This window comes from Streptomyces sp. NPDC027962 (genome assembly GCF_055566095.1).
Genome location: NZ_JBVHTA010000004.1, coordinates 252,393 through 275,794 on the forward strand (window position 1 = coordinate 252,393; position 23,402 = coordinate 275,794).

Sequence of the window (23,402 nt, forward strand, 5' to 3'; positions counted from 1 at the left end):
ACCCTGGCTATTCGACCTTGGCCCAGTCGAGCGTGCGCTCCACCGCCCGCTTCCAGTCCGCATAGCCCTGCTCCCGACGGTCCTCGGACCATTGGGGCTCCCAGCGCTTCGACTCCTGCCAGTGGGTGCGCAGTTCGTCGGTGTCACGCCAGAAGCCGGTGGCCAGACCGGCCGCGTAGGCGGCACCCAGCGCGGTGGTCTCGGCGACGACGGGCCGGCTGACCGGTACGCCGAGGACATCGGCCTGGATCTGCATGCACAGGTCGTTGGCCGTCACACCACCGTCGACCTTGAGCACGTCCAGGTGGACGCCGGAGTCCTGCTCCATGGCCTCCACCACGTCGCGGCTCTGGTAACAGATGGCTTCCAAAGTGGCCCGCGCCAGGTGGCCGTTGTCGTTGTACCGGGCGAGGCCGACGATCGCGCCGCGGGCGTCGGAACGCCAGTAGGGGGCGAACAGGCCCGAGAAAGCCGGGACGAAGTACATTCCGCCGTTGTCTTCGACCGTGCGGGCCAGCGTCTCGCTCTCCGCCGCGGTCTTGATGATCTTCATCTGGTCGCGCAGCCACTGCACCGCCGACCCGGTGACCGCGATGGAGCCTTCCAGGGCGTAGATCGCGGGGTTGTCGCCGAACTGGTAGGCCACGGTGGTGAGCAGGCCGTGTTCGGAGCGGACCAGTTCGGTGCCGGTGTTCAGCACCAGGAAGTTGCCGGTGCCGTAGGTGTTCTTGGCCTCGCCGGGCGCGTAGCAGACCTGCCCGACGGTTGCCGCCTGCTGGTCTCCGAGGACCCCGGTGATGGGGATGGCGGCCCGCAGTGGCCGCGAGGTGCGGGTCACCCCGTACGCCTCCCGGTGGGAGGACGGGTTGATGGTGGGCAGCATCGACCGCGGGATGTTGAAAAACCCGAGCAACTCGTCGTCCCAGTCGAGGGTCTCGAGGTTCATCAGCATGGTGCGGCTGGCGTTGGTCACGTCGGTGGCGTGGATGCCGCCGTCGGGCCCGCCCGTGAGGTTCCACAGAACCCACGCGTCGGTGTTGCCGAACAGGGCGTGGCCCTGCTCGGCCGCCTCGCGGACGCCGTCGACGTTCTCCAGGATCCACTGGATCTTGCCGCCCGAGAAGTACGTCGCCGGGGGCAGTCCCGCCTTGCGGCGGATCACGTCGCCCTGGCCGGAACGCTCCAGCGCGGCCGCGATCGAGTCGGTGCGGGTGTCCTGCCAGACGATGGCGTTGTAGTAGGGACGGCCGCTGCGCGGGTCCCAGACGACCGTCGTCTCACGCTGGTTGGTGATGCCGATCGCCGACAGGTCGTCCGGCGACAGATTGCCGTGCCGGAGGGCGTTCTGGATCACCGAGTTGGTGCGCTCCCAGATCTCCACCGGGTCGTGTTCGACCCAACCGGACCGCGGAAGGATCTGGGCGTGCTCCAGTTGGTGCCTCGCCACCTCGTTGCCGGCGTGGTCGAAGATCATGAATCGGGTGCTGGTGGTTCCTTGGTCCACCGCGCCGACGAAGTCCGCCATGGCATTCCGCCTCTTCTGTGGGAAGGACTGGGCCGATTGCCTCGATCGAGGCCGGTCAGCTCTCGGGCGCGGGAACGCGTCCGGGCGGCTCGGGCTCAGCGGTCGGCAGGAACCGGCCGATGAGGAGCTTGTACACGAAGGCTCCGCAGAGACCGCCGATCAGCGGTCCGAGGATCGGCACCCAGAAGTAGAGGTTCCCGTACTGATCTCGCCACGCTCCGCCGTAGCCGGTGATGAAGCTCGCCAGCCTCGGGCCGAAGTCACGCGCGGGGTTGATCGCGTAGCCGGCGTTGGTGCCGAAGGCCATACCGATCGCCACCACCACCAGACCGATGATGAACGGCGCGAGATTGGCGCCCGGGGGTGTGTTCAGCAGGTCGGTGAGCGCCATGATCAGCAGCAGCAGGATCGCGGTGCCGATGACCTGGTCCCGGAACGCACCCCACTCGTAGACCGGCAGATTGGTGTTGCCGTTGGCGGGCAGCGTCGAGAAGACGATCTGCGTCTTGACGGTATGGCCGGGGTCCGCCTTCGCCAGTGCCTCGGTGTAGTTCCACCGCACCAGAAGGGCCGCCACGAAGGCACCCGCGGTCTGGGCCACCGCGTAGGGCGCCACCTTGCTCCACGGGAAACCCTTGAACGCGGCCAGGGCCAGCGTCACCGCGGGATTGATGTGAGCTCCGCTCAGCCGTGCTGCCACATAGACGCCGAGGGTGACGCCGAAGCCCCAAGCCCAGGCGATGCTGTCATGGTCTCCGAGGCCGCCCGCGGGGTCCGTGAGGGCTCCACCCGCGACCACCTGTGCGACCACGCCGCACCCGAAGAGGATGAGCACCATCGTGCCGAGGAATTCGGCCGACAGCTCGCCGACCAACCCCGACCTTTTGAGCCGCTCAGCCATGTGAGCCTGCTTCCTGCCGGCCCTGGACCGGCCCGTCTCTCGGCCCCGAGTGATCCACGGCTCATCGTAGGTTGCGCCGCGAAAGTCCGCGCGCGAAGCGCTCCACCCGGCTGCCGGCCAAGGCAGTGTTCCGCCTCTGGTGGTTCGCCGCAGGACGGACCGTTGCCGGTGACGGGTTGTCGGCGCGGGAATCGCGAGCCGGTACACCTGACGCGAGCCCCCCTCGGGCCCGGGCCCGGCGGCCTCGCCGGCCCGGAAGCCCAGCCGCTCGTAGAACGCGCGGGCGCCGCTCGGACGCGCGCGCCGGCGTGGTCGGCCCGAAGGTGACCGGCCACCAGGGCGGTCGAGCTGCGCAGATGTTCGCGGACCGCGTTGTGGAACCCGGGCTCTTCCACCATCGCACCGAACCAGTGCTCCACTTGAGCGGCCGGCCCCAAGAACCCTGCGAAGTCGCCCATTCGTGCGATTCTGACGATCATTGAGGCGGTGTGTCGTGCGGCAGCGGGTGGCCACTTCCTTCTCCACTGCCGAATGAACCACCGTCCCGTGGATCACCTGCCATAAGCTCGGGGCGGACCCTGTGCCGACCAGGGCGCAGTGTGGGAAGGCGGCCGGCATGCTCGCCGTAGCGGTCATCGCGGGAATCCTTTTCGTCTGGTCGCTTCTCGCACACAGACTCTCCCGGTGGAGTATCACCGCGCCCCTCGCCATGATTGCGGCGGGTGTCGCCTTGACCGCGGGGGCGAATCCCCCTCTGCGTTTCGATCTCGACACGAATGTTTTCGAGCACGCGGTCGAAGTCATCCTCGCCCTGCTGCTCTTCGTGGACGCCGTCGAAGTTCCCGGCTCGGTCATCCGGCGGGAGAAGGGTCTGGTCGCGCGGCTGCTGGCCGGCGGGTTGCCGCTCACGCTGTTCGCCGCCTTCCTGGCCGGGTACCTCATGTTCCCCAGTCAGCCGTTGTGGCTGCTCGCCCTCCTGGCCACGGTCGTCGTCCCGTTGGACCTCGCGCCCACGGCAGCCGTCGTCCGTGACCGCAGAATCCCGGCCCGGCTGCGGGAGGTCCTGAACGTCGAAGGAGGGCTCAACGACGGCATCATCTCGCCGGTCTTCCTCCTCTGCGTCGCCGTCGGCGTCGAATCGCACGGCGCGCACGCCGACTTCGTCGATGCGCTGCTGTCGGCGGTGGTGGCCTCCGCCTGGGCCGTCGCCACCGGTATCGCGGTCGGCTGGACGAGCGGTTGGCTGCTGAGGCGTTCGTGGGCACACGGGTGGACCCGGCCGACCGCGGTGAGGCTCGGCGTCCTTGCCGTACCGATCGCCGCGTACGCCCTCTCCGGGGCCCTGGGCGGCAACGGCTTCGTGGCCTCGTTCGTCGCCGGCGTCTGCTTCGCCCCGGCGATGAAGCGTCTCCCGGGGACCGCGGTGGAGATGACGGAGGATCTGGTGACCCTGATGTCGCTCGCGCTGTGGTTCCTCTTCGGCCAGATCGTCAACAGCGTCTTCGCGGACGACTTTCAGACCTCGGCGTTCCTTTACGCGCTCTTCGCCGTGACTCTGGTGCGCATCGTCCCCGTGCTGATTCTGCTGACGGGAACGGGGATGAAACCCGCGGACAAGTTGTTTGTCGGCTGGATGGGCCCGAGGGGCATGACATCGATTGTGTTCGGGTCACTTGCGGTCATCGACCTGCCGGAGCAGAACGCCGACTTCATCGCCCGCGTGATGGTGATGACCGTCCTCGTCAGCATCGTGCTCCACGGGCTGAGCGCCGAGCCGATCGCCCGGCGCTACGCGCGGCGCAACGGGACTGAAAAGTCCGTTGCGGCGGGCTGATGCGTCGGCGGGCCCGGGCGCGGCGCTCAGCAGGTCTTGCCGGGGGCGGCGACGGCGACGAGCAGATCACGGACATCATCGTGAAGGTCGCCGACCCGGCACGGATCGGCGGATCGGCGCGGATCGGCGCCGGTTTCCGGCTTCACGGGTGGGCGATCACGGCGACCGGTGAGGCGCAGTGGTGGATCACCGCGTGGGCAACATGGCCGATGTGCGGGGCCAGCGGGGTGCGCCGCTCGCGCCGGCCGACCACGACCAGCTCGGCGCCGGCAGCCTCGTCGACGAGCACCGTGGCCGCCGAGCCCATGACGGGGCGCTCCAAGACGATCACCGACGGATGGGCGCGGCGCCACGGCAGCAGTTCGGCGTGCAGTTCCTCGGCGACGTTGCGCGCCACCTCGGACTTCAGCGCCACGGGAAGCGTCCAGCCGTGCACGGCACGCAGCGGGAGGCCCCGCCTCTCGGCCGCCGTAAAGGCGAAGCCGAGCACGGCGCCGTGCGAACCGCCGACCCCGGTGCCGACCACGACAGCACCGCCGGGCGGGGTCCCGTGCTCCTGCACGAGAACGACGGGCGTCCGGGTCGCCCCGACGGCCGCCATGCCCACGGACCCCAACAGGACCCCCGATACCGTGCCGAGCCCGCGCGATCCCAGCACCAACAGCTCCACGTCCTCCCGCGACGCTTCCATGGCCAGCGCGGCGGCGGGTCTGCCGGAGAGCCGGCGCGTGTCCACCGCGAGTCCGGGATGCTCCCGCAGCACCGCGTCGCGGACACCGTCGAGGAGGTTGTCCGCCCAGCGGCGGTGGTCCGCCCGGTCGATCGTCGGCACCGCTACGGCCAGCGGCAGCGGCCACTCCTCGACGTGCACGAGGCGCAGCCCGGCTTCCCGCAGGACCGCTTCCCGGGCGGCCCATGCCGCCGCCGCCCTGCTCTCCGCGGAATCGTCCACTCCGGCGGAAACGACACCACCCATGGCGCGCCCTCCTCCGTACCCCGCACCCTCCAGCCTGCCGCACGGCACCCTCCGGCCACACACCGCGGGCTTCCGCAAGCCTTCTCGCCCGTTCCCAGCGCCTTCCTGACCTCACCGCACCCATGGCGTCACTGACGCGGCAGGGCACCGTGGTCATATGCGGATGGTGCACTCCATCCTCACGACTGCCGTGTTCCCCGCCCGCCCCCGACCTCACCGGATTCCACCGCCGGGCTGGGCAGAGGCGACCGGCGGCCACCGGCGGCGACCGATCACGGCGGAGTCCGGAGCGAGCGGTCCCCCGCACGGACAGCGCCGATCCGCGTGACCTGCGTTTGCTCAGCGGCCGCGGCCGCTGAGCATGTCCCGGGCGCGGTCCACCAAGCCGGCGCCGGGCCCGAGGAGCTTGTCGGCCGGAGGCTTGTCGGGGGCGGCCGGGTGCGGGCGGGTGGGCGCCTTGGCCTTGGCCGCCCGCACCTCGTCCCCCAGCTCGTTCAGCTGCTGGGTCGAGCAGGCGGCCTGCAGGAGGGGGAACAGACGGCCTTCCTCGTCCTGGACGTGCTCGGTGACCGACTCCACCAGCCGTGCCATGGTCTGCTCGAACTCCTGCTGCCCCGGCTCGGTGTCCTCCAGGTCCCTGAGCAGCCCCTCGACGAGCGCGTGGTTCTCGAGCTCCTTGTCCGCGAGCCGGCCGCCGCCTTCGACATGCGTACGCACCGCCGGGTACAGATACTCCTCCTCGGCCACCGCGTGCCGCACCAGCTCGATCGTCATCCGGTCCGCCAGCTCGCGACGCCGCCCGGCGTCCATGGCCGTGTCCTGGATCTGCTCGAACAGCGACTCCACCTCGCGGTGGTCCTCTGTCAGCTCCTCGATCACGTTGCCGCCGTGCGCCATGTCCGTTGGTCCTCTCCTGGTCCGGCATTGCGACCACCAGCGGCCGCGAGACACCCGCATGTGTAACCAACGGCACTCGGGCCTAACCGGCCCTTCCTCGCGGCCCGAAGGGCAGGGACAGGCCCCGCTCGACGCGTGGACCAAGGGTCTGTCTCGCGACCCGCCGCTGGTCGCAGGCAATCGGGATCGACTCCCACGAAGTGCACATCGCAACCAACGCTCACCGGTTCAGGCTGATCCTCTCCGACCTCCAGGTGAGCGAGGTCCCGATCGGCTACGACCCGTTCGTCACGGACTGACCCACCGGATCAGCACACCAGCCGGAGTTCCGCTCAACTATCGGCGAACCTCGGCGCCGCCATAGACTCGGAGGACCGGTTCGGGGGCGCAGGACTCGGGGCTCGGGATCCGGACCGGAGGCCGGGGGATGGCCATCCCAGGAGGACTCGATGTTGCGGCACACCAGACTGGCCGGGGAATCAGACGCCTATGTCGCCGCCCGCGAAGAGCTGCGGCTGGCCGAGATCGAGCTGATGCGCCACCGCGAGAAGGTCGCGGCCCAGCGACGGGCACTCCCGCAGGGGACGCCCGTCGACGACTACGTCTTCCTCGAGGGCCCCGGCGACCTCGACGCCGGCGACACACCGGTCCGCGAGGTCACTCTGGGCGGACTGTTCACCGCGCCGGGCCGCCCGCTTGTCGTCTACCACTTGATGTACGGCAAGCTGCAGACCAACCCCTGCCCGATGTGCACCATGTGGATCGACGGCTTCAGCGGCATCGCCCACCACATCGCCCGCAACGTCGACTTCGTCATCGCCGCGGCCGCCGACCCGCCCACCCTGCGGCAGCACGCCCGCAACCGCGGCTGGCACCGGCTACGGCTCCTGAGCTGCGGCGACAGCACGTTCAAGTACGACCTGGGCAGCGAGGACAAGGACGGTGAACAGGACTCCACCGTCTCCGTCTTCACCCGCGACGGCGACGGCACGGTCCGCCATTTCTACTCCGCCCACCCACGCCTGGCCGACGACATCGACGAGCGCGGCATCGACCTCCTCGCCCCGGTGTGGCACCTCCTCGACCTGATCCCGCAGGGCCGCGACGACTGGTACCCGAGCGTCGACTACTGACGCCCGGCAACGGCCCCACCGGGAGAGCGGCTGTCAGGGCGGGCACCACCACGACCTGCCCGCTCGCATTGCGGAAAGCGGCGCCCCGGCTCTGCCGCGGGCGCCCGCGCGTTCCCGTCGCCGATTCCGGGGGCGGGCAGCGGGCCCGTACCAGCCGACCGGCGGGGTAGGTCCGGACACGTGTTGGGTGGTTGAATCCCGCAATCAACCTGACCGTGGAAGTATGAGGCGCGATGCAACGCCGGGAACAGCCCCGGAAGCGCCGGCATCAGCCGAACCGGGCGGGCCCTCCGATACGTCGTCGACAGGACGGCTGGTGGGCCTGGATCTGGCCCGGGGGCTGGCGATTCTGGGCATGTTCACCGCGCACGTCGGCCCTGATCCGTCGGTGGGCGGTGCTGTGGGCTGGGCGATGGAGGCGGCCCGCGGCCGCTCGGCGACCCTCTTCGCGGTGCTGGCCGGCTTCTCGCTGGTCATCCTCACCGGCCGACCGCAGCCGAGAACCGGCCGGGCGGGGCGTCAGGCGATGGGCAGGGTACTGATCCGCGCCTTCTTCCTGATCGCCCTGGGATATGTCCTCACCGCCCTCGACACCGACGTCGACGTGATCCTCTCCTACTACGGTGTCCTTTTTGTCCTCGCTCTTCCGCTGTACCGGCTGCGGGCCATCACCCTGGGCGCCATCGCCGCCGCGTCGGCACTCGTCATGCCCCACGTGCTGTACCTGCTGCGAGAAGGGGTCGACAACGGAAGCTGGTCGGACGTGTTCATCGCCCACGATCCGGTGGCCGCCCTCACCGGCTCCGACGGGATCGTCGAACTGTTCGTCACCGGCGCCTACCCGGTTCTGACCTGGCTGCCGTTGATCATCACCGGGATGGCGGTGGCCAAACTCGACCTCCGCCGGCCGGGCGTCGTGGGCAGGGTGGGACTGCTCGGTGGAGCGCTGGCTTTCATCGGATACGGCACATCGTGGCTGGCCCTGCACCTTGTCCCCGGGGCACTGGAGGGGGTGCGGGAAGCCTCTGACACCGGGACCGCGTCGTCGGGGTGGTGGTCCGACGCCGTGGGCGAGGACCCCACCTCCGGCATTCCGGCCTGGCTCCTGGTGGCCTCCCCGCACAGCCAGACGACGCTGTCCATCATGGGCCACACCGGCGTCGCGCTGGCGGTGCTGGCCGCCTGCCTCATCGGCACCGGCACCTGGGCGCGTGTGCGGTGGCTCGCCACGCCTGTCACAGCGGTCGGGTCGATCGCACTGACGGCGTACGTCGGCCACATAGTCGCCATCAAGGTGCTGGGCACCGACGAACTGCCCGACTCCGCCGCCCTGCCGGTCTTCCTCTGTTACGCCGTGGCAGCCATGCTCTTCGCGCTCATCTGGACCCGGTTCTACCGGCGTGGGCCGTTGGAGTACGTGATGCATGCGCTCACGATGCCCGCCCGCCTGATCCGGTGACGCCTGCAACTCGCTGACACTCTCAGTATCGCCCCTCGCAGGATCGGCTGATGTCCGGCCAGGCCCGTCCCAGCGAGGAGGGACGCCGAGCCCGGACTGCCGCTCGGGGTCGACCCGGAGGTTCCGCGGCCCGACCATACCTACTCCCTGCCACCGGACAGCACCGTGATCATGTACACCGACGGACTCGTGGAACGCCACGACGAGCCGCTGGACCGCGGCCTGGACTCACTCGCGGTGACCGCCTACCGCCACGTCGGCGAACCGGTCGACGCACTGTGCAGCACGTGCCGACCACCTCCCCAGCGACGGACACGACGACATGGCCGTCCTCGTCCTGCGCACCCCTGCCCCCGGTGGCGCGGCCGCCCACACCTGCACCTCCACCTGTACCCACTCCTGGCCACGGGCCTGCCGGTGCCGCCGCTGCAAGACGGTGGCGCTCTTACACCCCGCACAGCCAGCCCACGAATCGATCCATGAATTGCAAAATTCTGCAATTCAATACATGCTGTGCTTGCTGTGTTCGCAGGTAGCCGCGGGTACAGCACCAGCCGATGCCCCGCCCGTGGGGCGAATAGGGGTCTGTGAGTCCGTGCCGGTTCCGCTGTATCAGGCCAAGGCCGAGTTCTTCCGGATGCTCGGGCACCCGGTCCGCATACGCGTCCTGGAGCTGCTGCAGAACGGACCGATGCCGGTACGCGACCTGCTGACGGCGATCGAGATCGAACCGTCGGCGCTGTCGCAGCAGCTGGCGGTCCTGCGCCGCTCCGGGATCGTGACCTCCACACGGGAGGGCTCGACCGTGGTCTACGCCCTGGCGGGCGGGGACGTGGCGGATCTGATGCGGGCCGCGCGGCGGATCCTGACCGAGATGCTGTCCGGGCAGAACGAGCTGCTGGCCGAGCTGCGGGATGCCGAGGTCACAGCCCGTTGAGCAGCATCGTTTCCCCGGTTATCGGCCGGGTGCGTTCCCTGCTGCCCGCCCGCGCCGACCTCGCCGCGATGGGGCATCAGCCGCGCCGCAACCTGCTGGCCGGCCTGACTGTGGCGATCGTGGCGCTGCCGCTCGCGCTCGGTTTCGGGGTGTCCTCCGGGCTCGGCGCGGAGGCGGGGTTGGCGACCGCGGTGGTCGCCGGGGCACTGGCCGCTCTGTTCGGTGGCTCGAACCTGCAGGTCTCCGGCCCCACCGGCGCCATGACCGTGGTGCTGGTTCCGATCGTCGCCCAGTACGGCCCGGGTGGGGTGCTGACGGTCGGGCTGCTGGCCGGGCTCGTCCTGATCGGCCTCGCGCTGCTGCGGGCCGGTCGGTACATGCGCTACATCCCGGCCCCGGTGGTGGAGGGCTTCACCCTGGGCATCGCCTGCGTGATCGCCCTGCAGCAGGTCCCCAACGCGCTCGGCGTCGCCAAGCCCGAGGGCGAGCGGGTGCTGGTGGTGACCTGGCGGGCGATCGAGGAATTTGCGAAGTCGCCAAACTGGACCGCTGTCGCGTTGGCGGCCGCTGTTGCCGCAATCATGCTGGCCGGTGCGCGATGGCGTCCCACGGTCCCGTTCTCGATCGTCGCGGTGATCGCCGCCACGCTCGCCGCCCAGCTGTTCGCCTTCGACGACGCGGCTCCGATCGGGGATCTGCCGTCGGGGCTGCCCGCCCCCTCGCTCGCCTTCCTGGATCTGTCCGAACTGTCCTCGCTGCTCGCCCCGGCCGTCGCGGTCGCGGCGCTGGCGGCGCTGGAGTCGCTGTTGTCGGCCACGGTCGCGGACGGCATGACGGTCGGCCAGCAGCACGATCCGGACAAGGAGCTGTTGGGGCAGGGGATCGCGAACCTGGCCGCGCCTCTGTTCGGCGGTGTCCCGGCGACGGCGGCCATCGCCCGGACCGCGGTCAACGTCCGCACCGGCGCCTCTTCGCGCCTGGCGTCCCTGACCCACGCCGTGGTCCTGGCCGTCATCGTCTTTGCCGCTGCCCCGCTCGTGTCGAAGATTCCGCTCGCCGCGCTCGCCGGTGTCCTGCTGGCCACCGCGATCCGCATGGTCGAGGTCGGAGCCCTGCGCGCGATGGCCAGGGCCACCCGCTCGGATGCGCTCGTCCTCGTGCTCACCGCCGTGGCCACACTCGTCCTCGACCTCGTCTACGCGGTCATCATCGGCCTGGTGGTGGCCGGCGCCCTGGCCCTGCGCGCAGTGGCGCAGCAGGCCCGCATGGACCAGGTCGACTTCCGCGCCGACCTGCCCGGCGAGCACAGCGACGAGGAACACGCCCTGCTGGCCGAGCACATCGTCGCCTACCGCATCGACGGCCCGCTGTTCTTCGCCGCCGCGCACCGCTTCCTGCTCGAACTGTCCGACGTCGCGGACGTCCGCGTGGTGATCCTGCGCATGTCCCGCATCACCACCGTGGATGCCACCGGCGCGCTCGTCCTCAAGGACGCGATCGACAAGCTCGGCCGGCGCGGGATCGCGGTGATGATGTCCGGCATACGGCCCGCCCAGCGCCAGGCCCTCACCTCCGTCGGCCTCCTGGAGCCGCTACGCCGCCAGGGCCGCGAGTACGCCACCACCCCGGAGGCGATCGCCGCAGCCCGCGTCCACCTTCAGGGCAGCGGAGTCATCCCCGCTGTCCCGTCCCAGCCACATCGTTCCGCGGTCCAGGAGGTTGCGAAATGACCGCCCCAACCTCCCACCGCCAGATGATCGAGGTCGCCGGCACCGAAGCCCTGTGGCTGCTGGAAGGCACGCAACAAGGTCGGCTCATCCACGTCCAGCGCGGCGGCACCCTGGTGCGCCCGGCCGTCCACGTCTTCGAGTACGGCCGCCTCATCGTCCGCGCGCCCGTCCAGGCCACCGCACTTGAGGGCCGAATCGCTCTCACATACGAGACGGACGAGATCCGCACCCCGAGCGGCACCGGCTGGATGGTGACGGCCACCGGCCTGGCCGAGCACATCACCGACCCCGACGAGGCCGCCCACTACCGCCGCACCCTTAACGGCTGGGTCCACGGCCCGCACGACAGCCTCATACGCATCCACCCCCAGACAGTGACCGGCTTCCGTCTCACCCACAGCACCGCCGCCCAGGCTCCCCGGCACACTCGGCAGAGGCAGGGCAAGGCGTGATGCAGCCTTCCGACCTGCCGCTCCGTCACGTGCTGACCGCACCCACCGTGCCGGCCTCCGTGCGCCTGGCCCGCCAGACCGCCGAGATGGCGTTCGCCTCATGGGGCATCCACGCCGCCCACCCCACCATGGGGCCCGCGCTGCTGATCCTCAGTGAGCTGGTCACCAACAGCGTCCGGCACGCCGCCGCCCTCTCCCCGAGTCTGACCGTCACGTTCGCCGCCGGCGACGACACGCTGGCCTTCGCCGTGCACGACCGCCACCCCTACCACCCCGGCATCGTCACCGCCACCGGCGGCAGCGGCGGGCTGGCCACCATCGCCGAGTTCACGGCCGACACCGGCGGCACCTGTGTCCTGCGGCAGGACGCCGACGGCGGCGGCAAGAGCGTGTGGATCAATCTCCCTCTGGTACGAGCGAAAGAGCAGCGATGACCATCGAGTGGCGCTACACCACCCACCAGAACCTCGGCGTCCTCTCCCTCGCCGGGTTCCTCGGCGCCGACGCCGTGCACCGCTTCTCCGGCGCCATCCACTGGGTCCTGGCGCGAGGCACCGGCCCGGTCATCCTCGACCTCACCGAACTGCGCGGATGGTCCGCCGGCGGCCAGCTCGCCGTCGCCCAGGCATCTCGCGAGCTCACCGCCGAAGGCCGGAGCCTGGAACTCGCCGCGATCCCCGCCGACGGCTCCCTCGTCCCCGACACCACCCATCCGCCGATCCACGTCCACACCGACCTGCCCACCGCCCTCGCCGCCCACCGGCATGCAGGGGAACAGGTCAGGGAATGGTGCAGCGACGACTGGCCCGGCCCGCACAACACCGCCGTTCCCGGCCGCATCTGAACAGCAACACCCGCACACAGACAGACAGGCAAGGACAAGCAATGAGCGACATCGTGGTGAAGGACAGCAACGGAACCCCGCTGCAGGACGGCGACTCCGTCACCCTGACCAAGGACCTCAAGGTCAAGGGCACATCGGAAACCCTCAAGCGCGGAACGCTGGTGAAGAACATCCGGCTCACCAGCAACGCCGAAGAGGTCGAGTGCAACACTAAGAAGGTCAAGGGCCTTGTACTCAAGACCCAGTTCCTCAAGAAGGCCTGACCTCGCGACCGGTGCTCCCGCCGGGCGGCGGAAGCACCCGCCGGCCGGCTGCGGCGTTCAGTCGCCGAGCAGACGCAGGTCCGGGCGCATCCGTCGGCCCAGAGCCGCGGCACTGCGCTCGGGTGGGATGCACCACCCACCCGCCAGCTGCAAGAGCTGCCGGGTCCGCTCGTCCAAGCGCTGCGTCAAACGCTCGTGCATCAAGCGCGCGGGGTTCTCCTTCAGGGGCAGCCCCCGCTCTGCCGCCCCGCCCAGCACCCTGTCGGCCCCGTCGTCCAACCGCTGCAGCAGGCGGCCGTGCAGCATCAAGACATCCAGCACGTCCTGATCGCTCAGCTGCTCCGGCGCTCCGGCACTTGCCGCGACGACGGCGGTCACCAGGTCCGCTGTCCCGCCCGGAAAACCGTCCTCGACCCGGTCAGGGATCACGTCACCGAACCGCTCCACCAGCCGGCGCTCGGCCGCCAACTGCGCCGCACGCGCTTCACCGCCCACGGGGCCCGCAGCGTCACCTTCGCTCCCCTGCTCGCCTTCCCTCATCGCCACTCCCGCCGCGGGAAGCCGGTAGCCTGTCAATTCTGCTGATCAGCACGCACCCTCGCGAGACCGGACGCCAGGCGCACTCGCAGGGTCGGACTACCGCTGCCGATCGTCACATCCGAAAGGCGACAACGGCTGCATTGCCGTGACCGGCGACGTGCCTGACGGACGGACCGGGCCGGCTGCCCGGCCCTCGGGGCAGTAGCCGGCCGATGTGTCACTTCTGCGCGTGCTCTCCCACGTAGAACAGGAGCCAGACGAAACCGGCGAACAAGTGGGTGGCGAAGACGTACACGAAGACGCGCAGCATCACACCGCGCTCCTTCCACTTCTCCAGGTCCTGCTCTTCGCGCTTTGCTCTGCGCGCCACGTCATCCCTCACAGTCGTCCCAGTCAGCGGCTTCTGAAGAACACGAAGCCAGAGCATCACGAGCAGCAGCGCATGGCCTCGCCGGCCTGTGCCCCTGCTCCCGCCGGCACATGCCGGCCGGCCTTCATCAGGAGGCTTCCTTCTCCGCCAGACGCAGCTCGGCCAGAAGTTCCTGTTGGCCGGTCAGCAGCACGGACAGGATGCGGCGGGCGGCTGCGAGCAGCTCGGCAACATCCCCGCCGGCCAGTTCGTAGACCACCGTCGAACTCTCCCGGGTCGCCCGGACGATGCCCGAGCGGCGCAGCACTGCCAACTGCTGTGAAAGGCTCGAGGGCTCGATGTCGATCGCGGTCAGCAGGTCCCGTACCGGCAGCGGCCCGTCCTGCAACAACTCGAGAACCCGAATGCGCACCGGGTGCCCCAGCATCCGGAAGAACTCGGCCTTCGCCTGATACAGCGGAACCGGAGCCGCAGTCATCCCTCACTCACCCCATCCTCCAGTGCCACCCTGTGCTTGCGAGCCACCCGCAACGCGTCCTCCAGCTCGTCAGCCGCAAGCGACACCTCGTAGACGTCATCCGCCTCGGAAGCAGCCTGCAGCCGAGCCCGAGCCTGACGAACCCGCTCCCGCGCCGCCTCAGCGAAACCGCCCACCGCCACGCTCCATCACCTGCGAAATTGAAGAACTTTTCACATGGTAAACCCCGATCGGCCGACAGCGGCGTCCCTGACAAGAGCGGGAGAACGTCGGTGCAGCATTGAGAGTGATCCTGAGGTGACCGCCGTGGTCCACGACCATGGCGAGGGCCGCGGCCGGGCTGCCGGCGCCGCGGGTGACCTTGGTGCGGAGCTTGACGGCCGAGAACCTCGACTCGATGGGGTTCGTGGTCCGCAGGTGGATCCAGTGCTCGGCGGGGTAATCGTAGAACGCGAGCAGCTCAGGGCATCGTGGCTGATTCCGCCGATCGGCAGCTGCGCAATCCACGCGCCGGCTGCGCACCTACGTGACCGTGCACCACGAAGCACCGCCGGCGCGGGAGATCGCGACCGCCGCCACGGAACGGGACGCCGAGGCCGGCCTGCGGCTGTGGATCTCCGGTGCGGTGGTTCCTTCATCCGAATGACATGAGCGGCGTTTCGCCCCGTCACCTCACCAGCCACAGCTGCAAGATCGATCGTTGTCCGTACCGATGATCTGTGCCGACGTTTCGGAGAACCATGTCCTCGACCCCTCTGGTAACCGGGGCCGCGCTCGCCGCCGGGGCCGCTCGCTCTGCCCGCCGAGCAGGCGTCAGCCGCGTCTGGGACCTGACGTGACGCATTCCGGGGTCGACTACGCGGCAGTGTTCCGGGCTCTGCCGGGAGGGGTGGCACTGCTCACCACCGACCTCGTGTACGTGGATGCGAACGATGCGATTCTGCAGATGTCGGGCCGAACACGCGACCAGGTGGTCGGCCGGTACCTATTCGATGTCTTCCCCGACAATCCCAACGACCCAGGCGCGACCGGCATGCGCAACCTGGAGGTGTCGCTGCGGAGGGTGACAACCACCGGGGAGCGCGATGCCATGGCGCTTCAGCGCTACGACATCGAGGACCCCGAGCGGCCCGGCGAGTGGGAGGAACGGTACTGGAGTCCGGTCAACACCCCCGTCTTCGGCCCGGACGGGCGTGTGGTGCTGTTGTTGCTCCGGGTGGAGGAGGTCACCGAGCTGATCCGCGCCCGCGGCGGCCGGGACGGCGGGGACCAGGCCAGGGTGCTGGAAGCCGAGTTGTACACCCGCGCCCGCGAACTGCAGGAGGTCAACGAGCGGCTGCGCCAGGCCCACGCCCGCGAACGTGAAGTCGCACTGACCTTGCAGGCGGCGATGCTGCCCGCCCCCGGTCCGGTCGGCCTCCGCCGGGCAGCCGTGCGCTACCGGCCCGCCGTCGGCGCCCTGAACGTGTGCGGCGACTGGTACGACCTGGCCGAACTGCCCGAAGACCGCATCGCGGTGGCCGTCGGCGACGTCGTCGGCCATGGCCTGCCCGCGGCCTGCGTCATGGGTCAGCTCCGCAGCGCACTGAGTGCCGCCGTACGCGTGGCCGACGGCCCCGCAGCGGCCCTCGACACACTGGGCCTGTACGCCCGCTCCGTCGACGGCGCCGAGTCCACCACCGCGGTACAGGTTGTCATCGACTGCACCGACCGAACCCTCACCTACAGCAGCGCCGGCCATCCCCCGCCCGCGCTGCTCCACGCCGACGGCACTGTCGAGTTCCTCGACCAGGCCACCGACCCCCCGCTGGGCACCCGCCCCGAGCACGCCCCAAGGCCCGAAGCACAGAGCGCCTTCACCGACGGCGCCGTCCTCGTCCTCTACACCGACGGACTGATCGAACGCCGCCGCGAAGACATCGACACCGGTCTGCAGCGGCTCGCCGACTGCCTGGCCCGCCATGGGACAGCCGACGCCGACACCCTCGCCGACACCCTGCTGGCCGAGCTGATCCCCCCGGCCGGCAACACCGACGACACCGCCCTGGTCATCATCCACCTGTGACCAGGTCCCCCGTCGCCGCAAGAGGCGGGCCCTTCGTCACGTGTGCGCTCCATCGCGGTCGAGGTCCGTTCATCCGCCGGGCCTCCTTCACCTCGCGGTCGATGGCCCAGGCGTCGGCGACCGGCCCGAGGTGGCCCAGCTTGTCGGGGTTGTTCACCCCTCGGACGGTCTGAATCTGCCCGTCGAGCACCTCGAGGATCAGCGTGTTCAGGATCTTGCCGTCCCGGTCGCGGAAGATCGCGCCGGGCTGGCCGTTGACCTCGAGGGGCTCGCACGTCACGCCGATCCGGATCAGCCGGGGGAAGAACGCGCCCAGCAACCGGCCCACGTTCTCCGCACCCATGACGGCCTTGGCCAGCTGCGGCGCCTTGCCTCCGCCGTCCCCGACCAGCTGCACGTCGGCGGCCAGCAGATCCTGCAGCCCGCCCACATCGCCGTTCTTCAGCGCCTCGAAGAACCGCGCCGCCAGCTCCTGCCGCTCCTGACGGTCCGCTGCGAACCGTGGCCGCCCGGCCTCCATATGCCGCCGTGCCCGCACCAGCAGCTGCCGGCATGCCGCCTCCGAACGCCCCACCGCCGCGGCGACTTCGTCGAACCCGAAGGCGAACACCTCCAGCAGCAGCAGCGCCGCCATCGACACCGAGTCGGCCAGCTCCACCGACCGCTCCGGATCCTGATACGGATCGCTCAGCAGCGGTTCGGGAAACCACGGCCCGACATACTGCTCCCGCCGCACCCGCGCAGACCGCAGCACATCGATCGAGATCCGTGTCACCGTGGCCGACAGAAAAGCCTTGGCCGAAGTGGGCCGGGTCGCCGAGCCGTCAAAGCGCAGCCACGTCTCCTGCACCGCATCCTCGGCCTCAGTCACGCTGCTCAGAATCCGGTAGGCAATCGAAAACAGCAGCGGCCTCAGCTCCTCGAAGTCCTCGACCTTGCTCACGCCGACGCCCCTCCCCTGAAGTACTCCCACCCGGCTGAGCTCGTCGGCGCAGGCGGCTTGTTGTGATCTGCCGGGCGGCATTCAGTGGAACTGCCCGGCTTCGTAGTTGCCGGCCGGCTGCTGGGCGATGACGTTCAGCCGGTTCGCCGTGTTCATGACGGAGACCAGGAGCACCAGGGCGGTGAGCTCCCCCTCGTCGTAGTGCTTGGCGGCATTCACCCACACCTCGTCCGTGACCCCACCGGCAGCATCCGCGATCCGGGTGCCCTGCTCCGCCAGCTCCAAGGCGGCACGCTCGGCATCGGTGAAGACCATGGCCTCCCGCCACGCCGCCACGAGGTTCAGCCGCACCGAGGTCTCGCCTGCAGCGGCGGCCTCCTTGGTGTGCATGTCGATACAGACGGCGCAGCCGTTGATCTGGCTCACGCGCAGCGCCACCAGCTCCTGCGTCGCGGCCGGCAGCGGAGATTCCTTGATCACCTCACCCACCGACATGATGTGCTTGAAGGCCTTGCCGGCAGTCGGGTCGGTGAAGTAGTTCAGTCGCGCGTCCATGATGCGCTCCTCCGTGTTCGACAGTGGCTACACCCCCTGAGACGGAGCAGCCCGCCCCCGTGTGACATGGACGGATGTGACCTGCGTCTCGCCGCCGCAGCGGCGCGCGTCAGAGCCCTGCGTTGTGTACGCAACGACAACGCGCAGGGAGCCGGCCCTGCATCGCGGAACCGCACACTGAAGGAAGGGGCAACGAGCGCCGAGTGCCCGTCACCACCGTATGACTGAGCGGCTCGACTGACCCCGCTTCGCCAACTGGCGCTCGCAGTGCGTTACATGGCCCGGACAAACGCTCGAGCGCTCAGGCAACTGTCTCGGCCCAGCCGGCACCTGTCGTCGATCGTGGTGTTCGGGAGCGGCGGCGCCTACAGCACTCCGACCGTCCAGCCCCACCCAACTCGCGACGCACCGGCTCCGGTGCCGTTTTGCGCGGCAGACGGTCGCGAGGCGCGTCGGACCCGGCGGAGTTATTCGCCGATGAGCTTGAGCCGGGTACTTGGCGGTGAGCTCGGCGACCCACTCGTCCGAGAACCCCACTGCTGCGGCAGCATGCGCAGCGCATGCACCGAAGGTGAGCAACGGGACGCCGTAGGGGCGTGGGCGTGGGCCCCGCCGGGACGATTCCGGATCGCTACGACTACGAGCACGGCCGGGCCGTGATGACGGCCGAAGCGAACGCCGTGATCGCGGGCGACCTGGACGCCGAACCCAATGCCGTGGTGTGGGTCGCATACGCCCGCGCCGGTAACGGGCCGGCCGTGCCGGCGCACACCATGAGCGACGCCGTCCTCGACGTGCGGGTGGCCGGGCGCTCCATGGGCGAGACCCGTCTGGTTGGCACCGTGCGGTATCTGCCCTCGGACCGGCCCGCTCAGGGCATCGCCGCAAGGGCGGACTCGAAGGCCCGGTACGCCGGCTCGTCGAAGAGTACGAAGCGCACCTCGGCGACCGGCTCGGGGGCCGTCTCGCGGACCGTGCGGATCGCGATGCGGGCGCCGTCGTCGATCGGCCAGCCGTAGACGCCGGTCGAGATGGCGGGGAACGCCACGGTGCGCGCCCCCAACTCGGCGGCCGTGCGCAGCGACTCGCGGTAGCAGGAGGCGAGGAGCGCCGAGCGGTCCTCCGACCTGGAGTGCACCGGGCCGACGGTGTGAACGACGTGGGCGGCGTCCAGGCGGCCGGCCGTCGTGGCGACGGCCTGCCCGGTGGGCAGGCCCTTCCCGTATTGGGAAGCGCGCAGCGCCCGGCACTCGGCGAGGATCTCGGGGCCGCCCTTGCGGTGGATGGCGCCGTCGACGCCCCCGCCACCCAGCAGCGAGGAGTTCGCCGCGTTGACGATGGCGTCGACCTGCTGCTCGGTGATGTCGCCGCGGACGAGGATGATGGCCGGTGCCGCATTCGTCATGGGGCCATCATCCCCCGATGCGGCCGGGGTGCACTACCTCGACATGGCGATGTCGCTGTCGTCCCCCCACCTGTCGCGACCGTACGAGGAATGCGGCCCGCTCCGGTGACAGCATCCGTCAGTTCCGTGACGACTGTCCCGGCCAGCGTGCTCATCAATCGCTTGCCTGCTGGGGGCTGAGGAGGAGAAGGGCGATGTCGTCGCCGGCGGTGGGGGCGTGTCGGATGAGGGTGTCGGCCATGGCGTCGAGGTCGGTGGGGTCGGCGTGTTCGAGGAGTCCGGCGAGGGCGGCGGTGGCATCGTCGGGGTCGACTCCGGGGGCTTCGACGAGCCCGTCGGTGTAGAGGGCGAGCACGCAGCCGGGCGGAAGCGCGAATTCGAGCGTCGGGTAGCGGGCGTCCGGGTCGATGCCGAGCAGGAGGCCGGGTGACACGTGCAGGACTTCGATGTGTCCGTCCGCGTGGCGTAGCAGTGGTGGGGGGTGGCCGGCGGTGGCGAGGCAGGCGCGCCTGCGGGCGAGGTCAAGGTGGGTGTAGACGCAGCTGGTGAACAGGCCCGGGTCGAGGTCGGTGAGGAGGCGGTTGGTGGCGGCCAGGACGTGGTCCGGGGGTGCGCCCACAGTGGCGTGGGCGTGGACGGCGGCGCGGACCTGTCCCATGAGGGCGGCGGCGTCCACGTTGTGGCCTTGCACGTCGCCGATGGTTGCGGCTGCGGTGTGCTCGTCGAGGCGGATGAGGTCGTAGAAGTCGCCGCCGATGCCCAGGCCCTGGGCGGCCGGCAGATAGCGGGCAGCAATCTGCAGGCCGGGGAAGTCGGGGAGAGTGTGGGGCAGCAGACTGGCCTGCAGACGGTGGGCGAGGTCGTGCTTTGTGTCGTAGAGACGAGCGCGTTCGAGGGCTTGGCCGACCAGGCCGGCCAGTGAGGTGAGGACTGCGCGTTCGCTTGGGGGGAAGGTGCGGGGCCGGTTGTAGGCGAGGACGAGAGTGCCGATGGGGCGGCCGGAGGCGATCAGCGGCAGAAAGGCCCATGCGGCCATCTGGTCCTGGTGAACGGCGTGAGGGTAGTCGCGCTGGAGGTCGGCGAAGGTGGCGTAGAAGCTCGGGGTACCAGTGGCGAATACCTTGCCGTCGGGGGTGTCCGTGTCCAGGGGGATGGCGTCGAAGCGATCCATGAGGTCGGCGCTGTAGCCGCGGTAGCCGCGGATCTTCAGACGGCCGTCCTCGGCGACCATCAGCGCCATGGCCTTGGCGCCGAGGGCCGGCAGGAGCTGGTCGGCGGTCTGCTCGACCACGTCCTTGACGCCGACAGCCTCGGTGAGCGTGGCCGCCAGATGCATCAGGTGATAGAGCACGGTGGCGCGGCCGGGGCCCGCGGCAGTCACCGGCATCGATGCCTGAGCACCCTCGGACGGGTCGCTGGGCGTGATGCGGACGCTGATGCCGGAGGAGTCCGGGTACAGCTCGAAGGACAACCACACGTCCGGAGGGCGCAGGACGGTGAAGGCCTGGGGCCGGCGGCTGACCAGTGCGGCCCGGTAGCGGTCCTCGACCTGGGGAACGTCCATCCACGGCAACGCCTCCCAAGGCAGAGCACCCAGCAGGTCGGCTCGGTCGGCACCGACCAGGTCGGCCGCCGCCGGGCTGATGAAGGTGATGCGGCCGTTCAGGTCCAGCGCACACACCCCTCCGGGCAGGCGCTCGAGGAATGCCGCGACCGCCGCTGCCTCCCCGGGTGACAGGGCAGGGGCGGCCGGCGGAGGCAACGTCCGCACCCTCTCAGCCGGCAGCACCGGATCACCACCATCCGCCGCCTGCTGCATGAGACGGCCCAAACGGCGGCAGCCCGCCTCGATGACATCGCGCTCATGAGGACTGAGCCGCGGCGAACGAGTGCCCGGCCACAGAAGCACCAGACCGCCCCACACCGTGGTACCTGAGACGAGCGGGGCGGCTGCCAGCGCGAAATCGTACGGCAGCACGAGCGCCGGACGCGGGTACCGGCGCGCCATCTCCTCCTGACCGCCGATCCACACCAGGCACCGCTCGCGCACGGCGTCGGCCACCGGCATCGGATCATTCAGGCCCACCCGCGTCCACGGGGCGGCAATCTCGTGCGGGGCCCCCGTCATCACGGTCAGCCACAACGCATCTCCCCCTGGGGACAGCACGTAGAACAGCGCCCCGAAGGCGTCGCTCTCCCGCACCACATCGGCCAGCGCGCTGTCCATCAACTACCCCTGGCACAGGAGTTTGTCGGGCTTGGCAGCGACCTGGCCGCCTGCCTCGAGGTAGCAGGAGTCCCCGATCCGGACGGGGTCGATCGACTCGACGCGGACGAACACGGCGATCTCGATCGCCTTCGCCGTCGGCAGCGGCATGTCCCCAGGTCCTCGTCCCTGACCGCCACCAGCGTGTCCTTCGCGACTTCGTAGCCCTTGACGATCTCCTCGTCGGACAACTGCTTCCCGTTCAGCTCACAGATCTTGCGGTAGCGGATCCGGCCTTTGTCCTCGGGGTGTACTTGCCGGAACAAGATGTCGTGGTTCTCGGTGGCGTCGACGACCTTGACCGGGATCGTGACCAGGCCGAAGCTGATAGCGCGGGACCACGTGGGATGGGGCATGACGAAACCTCCGATACAGCCCCGAGACGGCCAGCGTACGGCGGCGCACGGCGAGAGACATGTCTTGCGGTGAGCTCAGATGCGCCAGGAGCTGATGCGGCCGACTGCGCCATACGCGTCGCACCGGCCGGTGTCGAAATCGCGGGCGAGGTCTACCAGCGCCCCGTAGGGGGCGTCGATGCCTTCGCCTGCCGCCGCCCTGTAGGCGACGGCCAGGCCCGCGCCGAACAGGGCGCTGCGGGCGGGCAGCGGCCGCAGGCGGACGACGGTACGCATCAGGCCGGCCACCCGCCAGGCGTTGTCGACGACTGCGCCGATCTGCGGGGGGGTTGACGCGGTGCCGGCCGATCGCGGCGACCAGGCCGGAGAAGTCGTGGATGGAGGGCTACGTGGGCAGCAGCTCTACCTGGCGCACAGTCCTGCGGCAGCGGCGTCTCCGGCCCGCATCGCCTCCAGGTGAGGGGCCATGCGCTCCGCGCTCTCCTCTTGGGTGCTTGTCGTCATCGCTCTTCCTCCGCCATCCCGTGCAACCTGCTCACCGGGATCTCCCACTCGCGTCCGCCGGAGTCGACCCGGCGCAGGACGCGGTCTCTTGTTCGTGGGCCGCTCTCACCGGCCCCGACATGGTGTCTGCAATCAAGCAGAAACAGGGCACCTGCGTCCGGTGATCACCTGCAGTTGGGAGAGGCCGCCTCCAGGCTCCGATTGGGTACGAATCACTCGGATCTGCCCGCGAGCCTCGCAGAACCTTCCGGTCCCCCCGGTGATTGCGGTGAAGTACGGAGTCGCTTGGCCGCGGTTGGCATTCTCCCATGTGATCTCGCCTTTGCCTTCCAGCACATAGGACCCGTGGCACAGGATCGTAGTGGGGTTCGATGAGACGGGACTGCAGATGGTCGCGGAGAACCCCACCCGATTACCCTTCTCATCGAACAGGTCTGCACTGTGACCAGGGGGAATTGATGTGCCGGCCGGCCGGGAGCTCACCGTAATAGTCTCCGCCTTCGGCCGGTTGTCTCGGTCCTGGTCGCGCGCCGCCGCCGTGTCCCCGTGGGCAACTGGCACGCCGGCCATGAGCGTGAGCAGGGTCAGAGCACAAAGCGGCGTAGCAGATGACACCTTCATGACGGTTCCTCTTTCGTGGTCAGGCCGGCGGTGCCTTACTTCCACGCTAATTCGAAGGTGAGGAACTCACATTGTCCAAGGTCCGAACGGGTGTCAGGTGTGCGAGTCGGTCACAGCCGTTGCAGATTCGTGAACCGACCGGTGGGTGTTGGTGCTGGTCAGCGGGGCGGGGAGCGACGTCTGCGGACTGGCCGGCGCCTCCCCCACCGGGGCGTGCATGACCACAGGCAAGGGGCGAGGGGGGGGGGGGGGGGGGGGGGGGGGGGGGGGGGGGGGGGGGGGGGGGGGGGGGGGGGGGGGGGGGGGGGGGGGGGGAGACAAAGAAGAGAAAAGTAGATGGGGTGTGGA

22 protein-coding genes and 5 pseudogenes are annotated in these 23,402 nt (G+C 69.8%); 13 read left to right on the top strand and 14 right to left on the bottom strand.

Annotation, left to right across the window (positions count from 1 at the left end; translation table 11 throughout):
- Window positions 1-7: 7 nt before the first annotated feature.
- Window positions 8-1,525: a glycerol kinase GlpK gene (glpK, locus tag ACZ4SA_RS05970; RefSeq protein ID WP_468270275.1), complete on the bottom strand. Its 1,518-nt coding sequence runs from the start codon at window positions 1,523-1,525 to the stop codon at window positions 8-10.
- 55 nt (window positions 1,526-1,580) lie between these two features.
- Window positions 1,581-2,426, bottom strand: coding sequence for an MIP/aquaporin family protein (locus ACZ4SA_RS05975; protein ID WP_468270277.1), 846 nt, complete (start codon window positions 2,424-2,426; stop codon window positions 1,581-1,583).
- A 616-nt stretch (window positions 2,427-3,042) separates the two neighbouring features.
- Between ACZ4SA_RS05975 and ACZ4SA_RS05980 the strand changes: the two genes are divergently transcribed.
- On the top strand, window positions 3,043-4,260 hold the full coding sequence (locus ACZ4SA_RS05980) for a cation:proton antiporter (protein ID WP_468270279.1): 1,218 nt from the start codon (window positions 3,043-3,045) through the stop codon (window positions 4,258-4,260).
- 142 nt (window positions 4,261-4,402) lie between these two features.
- Here ACZ4SA_RS05980 and ACZ4SA_RS05985 read toward each other — a convergent pair whose 3' ends face one another.
- Together ACZ4SA_RS05985 and ACZ4SA_RS05990 are read right to left on the bottom strand one after the other, a co-directional pair.
- The gene (locus ACZ4SA_RS05985; protein WP_468270282.1) at window positions 4,403-5,236 is read right to left on the bottom strand and encodes a universal stress protein; all 834 of its coding nucleotides are present in this window, start codon (window positions 5,234-5,236) and stop codon (window positions 4,403-4,405) included.
- A gap of 339 nt (window positions 5,237-5,575) precedes the next feature.
- A complete protein-coding gene (locus ACZ4SA_RS05990; protein ID WP_468270284.1) occupies window positions 5,576-6,133 on the bottom strand; it encodes a hemerythrin domain-containing protein in 558 nt (185 codons plus the stop codon).
- A gap of 155 nt (window positions 6,134-6,288) precedes the next feature.
- Here ACZ4SA_RS05990 and ACZ4SA_RS05995 point away from each other — a divergent pair.
- From ACZ4SA_RS05995 to ACZ4SA_RS06040, 10 genes and pseudogenes are all read left to right on the top strand, one after another.
- Window positions 6,289-6,432: pseudogene (locus ACZ4SA_RS05995) on the top strand (YxiG-like protein); the annotation flags it as partial.
- A gap of 150 nt (window positions 6,433-6,582) precedes the next feature.
- Complete coding sequence (locus tag ACZ4SA_RS06000; RefSeq protein ID WP_468270286.1) at window positions 6,583-7,266, top strand: DUF899 family protein; 684 nt, start codon at window positions 6,583-6,585, stop codon at window positions 7,264-7,266.
- Window positions 7,267-7,489: 223 nt separating this feature from the next.
- On the top strand, window positions 7,490-8,725 hold the full coding sequence (locus ACZ4SA_RS06005; protein ID WP_468270287.1) for a DUF418 domain-containing protein: 1,236 nt from the start codon (window positions 7,490-7,492) through the stop codon (window positions 8,723-8,725).
- An 81-nt stretch (window positions 8,726-8,806) separates the two neighbouring features.
- Window positions 8,807-9,080: pseudogene (locus ACZ4SA_RS06010) on the top strand (PP2C family protein-serine/threonine phosphatase); the annotation flags it as partial.
- 240 nt (window positions 9,081-9,320) lie between these two features.
- A complete protein-coding gene (locus ACZ4SA_RS06015; protein WP_468270289.1) occupies window positions 9,321-9,662 on the top strand; it encodes an ArsR/SmtB family transcription factor in 342 nt (113 codons plus the stop codon).
- A 68-nt stretch (window positions 9,663-9,730) separates the two neighbouring features.
- Complete coding sequence (locus ACZ4SA_RS06020; protein WP_468270339.1) at window positions 9,731-11,392, top strand: SulP family inorganic anion transporter; 1,662 nt, start codon at window positions 9,731-9,733, stop codon at window positions 11,390-11,392.
- Window positions 11,389-11,844: a pyridoxamine 5'-phosphate oxidase family protein gene (locus ACZ4SA_RS06025; protein WP_468270291.1), complete on the top strand. Its 456-nt coding sequence runs from the start codon at window positions 11,389-11,391 to the stop codon at window positions 11,842-11,844. The genes ACZ4SA_RS06020 and ACZ4SA_RS06025 overlap by 4 nt, the downstream gene beginning before the upstream one ends.
- On the top strand, window positions 11,844-12,278 hold the full coding sequence (locus ACZ4SA_RS06030) for an ATP-binding protein (RefSeq protein ID WP_468270341.1): 435 nt from the start codon (window positions 11,844-11,846) through the stop codon (window positions 12,276-12,278). The genes ACZ4SA_RS06025 and ACZ4SA_RS06030 overlap by 1 nt, the downstream gene beginning before the upstream one ends.
- A complete protein-coding gene (locus ACZ4SA_RS06035) occupies window positions 12,275-12,688 on the top strand; it encodes an STAS domain-containing protein (RefSeq protein ID WP_468270293.1) in 414 nt (137 codons plus the stop codon). The genes ACZ4SA_RS06030 and ACZ4SA_RS06035 overlap by 4 nt, the downstream gene beginning before the upstream one ends.
- A gap of 41 nt (window positions 12,689-12,729) precedes the next feature.
- Complete coding sequence (locus ACZ4SA_RS06040; protein ID WP_468270295.1) at window positions 12,730-12,951, top strand: alkylphosphonate utilization protein; 222 nt, start codon at window positions 12,730-12,732, stop codon at window positions 12,949-12,951.
- 57 nt (window positions 12,952-13,008) lie between these two features.
- Here the strand turns inward: ACZ4SA_RS06040 and ACZ4SA_RS06045 are convergent, their stop codons facing one another.
- From ACZ4SA_RS06045 to ACZ4SA_RS06060, 4 genes and pseudogenes are all read right to left on the bottom strand, one after another.
- The gene (locus ACZ4SA_RS06045; RefSeq protein WP_468270297.1) at window positions 13,009-13,446 is read right to left on the bottom strand and encodes a hypothetical protein; all 438 of its coding nucleotides are present in this window, start codon (window positions 13,444-13,446) and stop codon (window positions 13,009-13,011) included.
- A gap of 262 nt (window positions 13,447-13,708) precedes the next feature.
- Window positions 13,709-13,861, bottom strand: coding sequence for a DUF6126 family protein (locus ACZ4SA_RS06050; protein ID WP_443062579.1), 153 nt, complete (start codon window positions 13,859-13,861; stop codon window positions 13,709-13,711).
- 127 nt (window positions 13,862-13,988) lie between these two features.
- A complete protein-coding gene (locus ACZ4SA_RS06055; RefSeq protein ID WP_468270299.1) occupies window positions 13,989-14,339 on the bottom strand; it encodes an ArsR/SmtB family transcription factor in 351 nt (116 codons plus the stop codon).
- 318 nt (window positions 14,340-14,657) lie between these two features.
- Window positions 14,658-14,798, bottom strand: a pseudogene (locus ACZ4SA_RS06060) (IS256 family transposase); the annotation flags it as partial.
- Window positions 14,799-15,174: 376 nt separating this feature from the next.
- On the opposite strand from ACZ4SA_RS06060, the gene ACZ4SA_RS06065 reads away from it, so the two are divergent.
- The gene (locus ACZ4SA_RS06065; protein WP_468270301.1) at window positions 15,175-16,404 is read left to right on the top strand and encodes a PP2C family protein-serine/threonine phosphatase; all 1,230 of its coding nucleotides are present in this window, start codon (window positions 15,175-15,177) and stop codon (window positions 16,402-16,404) included.
- Here ACZ4SA_RS06065 and ACZ4SA_RS06070 read toward each other — a convergent pair.
- The gene (locus ACZ4SA_RS06070; RefSeq protein WP_468270303.1) at window positions 16,391-17,347 is read right to left on the bottom strand and encodes a sigma factor; all 957 of its coding nucleotides are present in this window, start codon (window positions 17,345-17,347) and stop codon (window positions 16,391-16,393) included. The two genes, ACZ4SA_RS06065 and ACZ4SA_RS06070, sit on opposite strands and share 14 nt — an antisense overlap.
- An 81-nt stretch (window positions 17,348-17,428) precedes the next feature.
- Window positions 17,429-17,902, bottom strand: a complete 474-nt coding sequence (locus ACZ4SA_RS06075) for a carboxymuconolactone decarboxylase family protein (RefSeq protein ID WP_468270305.1) — start codon at window positions 17,900-17,902, stop codon at window positions 17,429-17,431.
- 596 nt (window positions 17,903-18,498) lie between these two features.
- Between ACZ4SA_RS06075 and ACZ4SA_RS06080 the strand changes: the two are divergent.
- Window positions 18,499-18,735, top strand: a pseudogene (locus ACZ4SA_RS06080) (M55 family metallopeptidase); the annotation flags it as partial.
- 38 nt (window positions 18,736-18,773) lie between these two features.
- Here ACZ4SA_RS06080 and ACZ4SA_RS06085 read toward each other — a convergent pair.
- The 4 genes and pseudogenes from ACZ4SA_RS06085 to ACZ4SA_RS06100 form a co-directional block, all read right to left on the bottom strand.
- A complete protein-coding gene (locus ACZ4SA_RS06085) occupies window positions 18,774-19,307 on the bottom strand; it encodes an O-acetyl-ADP-ribose deacetylase (RefSeq protein WP_468270307.1) in 534 nt (177 codons plus the stop codon).
- Window positions 19,308-19,461: 154 nt separating this feature from the next.
- Complete coding sequence (locus ACZ4SA_RS06090; protein WP_468270309.1) at window positions 19,462-21,534, bottom strand: SpoIIE family protein phosphatase; 2,073 nt, start codon at window positions 21,532-21,534, stop codon at window positions 19,462-19,464.
- A 15-nt stretch (window positions 21,535-21,549) separates the two neighbouring features.
- A pseudogene (locus ACZ4SA_RS06095) lies at window positions 21,550-21,929 on the bottom strand (Ku protein); the annotation flags it as partial.
- A 75-nt stretch (window positions 21,930-22,004) separates the two neighbouring features.
- Window positions 22,005-22,205 carry a hypothetical protein gene (locus ACZ4SA_RS06100; RefSeq protein WP_468270311.1) on the bottom strand — a complete coding sequence of 67 codons (201 nt, stop codon included), beginning with the start codon at window positions 22,203-22,205 and terminating at the stop codon, window positions 22,005-22,007.
- Window positions 22,206-23,402 lie beyond the last annotated feature (1,197 nt).

Excerpts from the sequence above, each read along its gene's own strand:
- ACZ4SA_RS06085 (WP_468270307.1), bottom strand. The coding sequence starts at position 19,307 with ATGACGAATGCGGCACCGGCCATCATCCTCGTCCGCGGCGACATCACC.
- ACZ4SA_RS06100 (WP_468270311.1), bottom strand. The coding sequence starts at position 22,205 with ATGCGTACCGTCGTCCGCCTGCGGCCGCTGCCCGCCCGCAGCGCCCTG.
- ACZ4SA_RS06025 (WP_468270291.1), top strand. The coding sequence starts at position 11,389 with ATGACCGCCCCAACCTCCCACCGCCAGATGATCGAGGTCGCCGGCACC.
- ACZ4SA_RS06040 (WP_468270295.1), top strand. The coding sequence starts at position 12,730 with ATGAGCGACATCGTGGTGAAGGACAGCAACGGAACCCCGCTGCAGGAC.
- ACZ4SA_RS05985 (WP_468270282.1), bottom strand. The coding sequence starts at position 5,236 with ATGGGTGGTGTCGTTTCCGCCGGAGTGGACGATTCCGCGGAGAGCAGG.
- ACZ4SA_RS05980 (WP_468270279.1), top strand. The coding sequence starts at position 3,043 with ATGCTCGCCGTAGCGGTCATCGCGGGAATCCTTTTCGTCTGGTCGCTT.
- ACZ4SA_RS05990 (WP_468270284.1), bottom strand. The coding sequence starts at position 6,133 with ATGGCGCACGGCGGCAACGTGATCGAGGAGCTGACAGAGGACCACCGC.
- ACZ4SA_RS06030 (WP_468270341.1), top strand. The coding sequence starts at position 11,844 with ATGCAGCCTTCCGACCTGCCGCTCCGTCACGTGCTGACCGCACCCACC.
- glpK (WP_468270275.1), bottom strand. The coding sequence starts at position 1,525 with ATGGCGGACTTCGTCGGCGCGGTGGACCAAGGAACCACCAGCACCCGA.
- ACZ4SA_RS06005 (WP_468270287.1), top strand. The coding sequence starts at position 7,490 with ATGAGGCGCGATGCAACGCCGGGAACAGCCCCGGAAGCGCCGGCATCA.
- ACZ4SA_RS06020 (WP_468270339.1), top strand. The coding sequence starts at position 9,731 with ATGGGGCATCAGCCGCGCCGCAACCTGCTGGCCGGCCTGACTGTGGCG.
- ACZ4SA_RS06055 (WP_468270299.1), bottom strand. The coding sequence starts at position 14,339 with ATGACTGCGGCTCCGGTTCCGCTGTATCAGGCGAAGGCCGAGTTCTTC.
- ACZ4SA_RS06000 (WP_468270286.1), top strand. The coding sequence starts at position 6,583 with ATGTTGCGGCACACCAGACTGGCCGGGGAATCAGACGCCTATGTCGCC.
- ACZ4SA_RS05975 (WP_468270277.1), bottom strand. The coding sequence starts at position 2,426 with ATGGCTGAGCGGCTCAAAAGGTCGGGGTTGGTCGGCGAGCTGTCGGCC.
- ACZ4SA_RS06075 (WP_468270305.1), bottom strand. The coding sequence starts at position 17,902 with ATGGACGCGCGACTGAACTACTTCACCGACCCGACTGCCGGCAAGGCC.
- ACZ4SA_RS06035 (WP_468270293.1), top strand. The coding sequence starts at position 12,275 with ATGACCATCGAGTGGCGCTACACCACCCACCAGAACCTCGGCGTCCTC.
- ACZ4SA_RS06090 (WP_468270309.1), bottom strand. The coding sequence starts at position 21,534 with ATGGACAGCGCGCTGGCCGATGTGGTGCGGGAGAGCGACGCCTTCGGG.